Source organism: Devosia sp. (assembly GCF_034675085.1).
Classification (GTDB): Bacteria; Pseudomonadota; Alphaproteobacteria; order Rhizobiales; family Devosiaceae; genus Devosia.
Genome location: NZ_JAUCDN010000361.1, coordinates 1 through 3,133, shown reverse-complemented (window position 1 = coordinate 3,133; position 3,133 = coordinate 1). Strand labels below are relative to the sequence as shown.

Sequence of the window (3,133 nt, the reverse complement as noted above, 5' to 3'; positions counted from 1 at the left end):
ACGCGCGTGACCTTGGCGAGATAGATATTGCCGCGCAACTGGCGGCGGGTCGCCGATTCGAAGTCGAATTCTTCGAGCCTGTTACCTGCGGTGACGACGATCCGTGTTTCTTCCGGGTGGATGGCATCCACCAGCATTCTCTTGGTAGCCATGAAAATGAACTCCGCGCGCTCGCGCGCCGACAGGTCCAGCCCGGAAAACCGGCCTGCTTGCTGTGGCGCTGTGCGAGGCGAATGTGTTGTAGAGGGTGGCGCGCGAAAGCTCTGCCTTGGGCGCGCCGGCAATAACGGTCAAGGCCGGCCCGGGCAGCATGGCAAAACGGCAATCGGCATATTCGATCGCGTCGCGTTTTGTCCGCCTGCGGGCCATCTGACCTCTTCCTTTTGGGCCGCCGCGCATCCCTGGGGATGCATGGCAGCCGTCCGGCCTTCGGGGAGGGCCGAAAAACTTCTGTGAGGCGAAGGATTTGCCGCTTCCGAACCGTGCCGGGGATACGTCATCGTTCCCTTGGCCGGCTCCTTCCCGCACCGTTTTCGTTGGCGCTGGGGCGACACAAACAGGTTCAACGGGAAGCATGCGCCTCACCTCTAGCGTGTAGGGATGTTGCGACCAATTGGCAACAGGAAAGTCAATTTCCGTTCCCACTACGCGCTTTATCTAGGAAGGGCATGGCGCTCATCCAAGGGGAAAGCGCCGCCTCGCGCCCTCCATTCTTGGCCCATCGGCAAAATCAGCGCATAAGAGCCGGCGCGCCGCAGAATCGCCACGAGGCTCGGTCAGGCGCTTCGTGCTGGAAAACAGGGGCCGCTCGCGTTTTGTTGACTCTCCGCCATCTGGCCATCGTGCCGCTGCTCGTGCTCATGGCCGGCTTCTTCTCCCTTTGCCTGGCGCAGGAAGAGGCGGCCCCCGCGCCGCCGCCCGCGCTCGGCCTGCCCAATGTCATCGATCTGCGCGTCTCGGCCACGCCCGAGCGGGCGCGCCTGGTCATCGATCTGGCCGGGCGCACTGAATTTGCCCTGGTCTCGCTGGCCGAGCCCGATCGTCTGGCCATCGATGTGCGCGCCGCCACCTTCACCGTGCCCGAGCCGGCGGGCAAGCCGGCCGGGGAGGGGGTGATCGCCGATTACGCCATGGAGCAGGCCGCGCCCGACAGGGTGCGCACCACGCTCACCCTTTCGGCCCCGGCGCAGGTGCAGCAGGCCTATGTGCTCGATGCCTTCGAGGGCCAGCCGGCCCGGCTGGTGGTCGACATCATTCCCGCCACCGCCGAGGAATTTGCCGCCAATGTGGCGCGCGACCTTGAAGCGGCCGGCGCCATCGTTGCCGCCGAGCCCACCCCGGCCGGCGGCTCAGAACTGCCCATCGCCACCAAGCCCCTGGTGGTCATCGATCCGGGCCATGGCGGCATAGACAGCGGCGCCGAAGCCTCCAACGGTATTCGCGAAAAGGATATCGTGCTGGCCTTTTCCCTGCGCCTTCAGGAATTGCTGGTCGCTTCGGGCCGGTTCGACGTGGCCCTGACCCGCGAGGACGACACCTTCCTCAAGCTTGAAGAGCGCGTGGCCCTGGCCCGCTCCAACAAGGCGGATCTCTTCATCTCCATCCATGCCGACAGCTTCCAGCAGCCCGAGATTCGCGGCGCCAGCGTCTATACGCGTGACGAGAATGCCACCGACGTGCTCGACAAGGTGCTGGCCGACAACGAGAACAAGACCGACATCATCGCCGGCTTCGCCATGCCGCAAATAGCCCCGGAAGTGGTCGATATCCTGCTCGACCTGATGCGGCGCGAAATGCGCCACCAGTCCTTCCAGGCCGCGCAGGCCATTGTTCACCAGCTTGAGCCCAGCGTGCAGTTGCGGCGCTTTCCCGTGCGCCAGGCCGATTTTTTCGTGCTCCAGGCCCCCGATGTGCCCTCGGTGCTGGTCGAACTGGGCTTTTTGTCCAATGCCGACGACATGGCCAATCTGCTGCGCGGCGACTGGCAGGATCGCACCGCCGATGCGCTGGCGCGGGGCATTTCGACCTATTTCGACAGCTTGGCAGCCGATCCCTGATATGGCACACGCGCCGCACGCCGTCAGGCGCGCGCCCGGTTGTGATCCACAAGCGCGCTCGGTTCTGATATGATTCCGGCCTGAGGGGCGGCCTCGGAGAGAAGAGACTTTATGCTGCGTTTGCTCGGCTGGATGTTTGGCTTTGCGATGTTCGCCCTCCTGGCCGGCATCGGCGTGGTTGCCATCTATCTCACCCATATATCGTCCGAATTGCCCGACTATACCGTGCTCAAGGACTATCAGCCGCCCGTGACCACGCGCGTCCATGCCGCCGATGGCACGCTTCTGGCCGAATTTGCCCGCGAGCGGCGCCTGTTCCAGCCCATCGAGACCGTGCCGCCTCTGGTGGTGGAAGCCTTTCTCTCCGCCGAGGACAAGGATTTCTACACCCATGGCGGTATCGCCATAGACGGCATTTTCCGCGCCCTGCGCGACAATCTGCTGGCGCGCATGGATGGCAATAACGCCATTCAGGGCGGCGGCTCCTCCATCACCCAGCAGGTGGCCAAGAATTTCCTGCTCAGCTCCGAGCAGACCTGGGACCGCAAGGTGCAGGAGGCGCTTCTGGCCGTGCGCATCGAATCCACCTTCTCCAAGGACCGGATTCTGGAGCTTTACCTCAACGAGATTTTCCTCGGCCTCAACTCCTATGGCGTGGCGGCGGCGGCGCTCAATTATTTCGACAAGGCGCTTTATCAGCTCACCCTCAGCGAGGCCGCCTATATCGCGGCGCTCCCCAAGGGCCCGAACAATTACCACCCCTTCCGCCGCCCCCAGGCCGCCGTCGAGCGGCGCAACTGGGTCATCGACCGCATGGTCGAAAATGGCTATGTAGGCGCCGACGAGGCAGCCGAGGCCAAGGCCGAGCCGCTCAATGTCAGCCCTCGCGCCGGCGGCAGCCAGCTCTATTCGGCCGAATATTTCACCGAGGAAGTGCGGCGCGAGCTGGCCAAGCTCTATGGCGAGGATCAGCTTTATGGCGGCGGGCTTTCGGTGCGCACCACGCTTGAGCCGCGCTTGCAGGAATTTGCCCGCCGGGCGCTGATGGATGGCCTGATGGCCTATGACCGGGCCCG

General features: G+C 64.2%; 2 protein-coding genes. Both read left to right on the top strand.

Annotated elements, in window-relative coordinates:
• Positions 1-818 precede the first annotated feature (818 nt).
• Positions 819-2,057 carry an N-acetylmuramoyl-L-alanine amidase gene (locus VDP82_RS16230; RefSeq protein ID WP_323015867.1) on the top strand — a complete coding sequence of 413 codons (1,239 nt, stop codon included), beginning with the start codon at positions 819-821 and terminating at the stop codon, positions 2,055-2,057.
• A gap of 111 nt (positions 2,058-2,168) precedes the next feature.
• The coding region (locus VDP82_RS16225) for a transglycosylase domain-containing protein (protein ID WP_323015866.1) at positions 2,169-3,133 on the top strand (965 nt) is incomplete at its 3' end.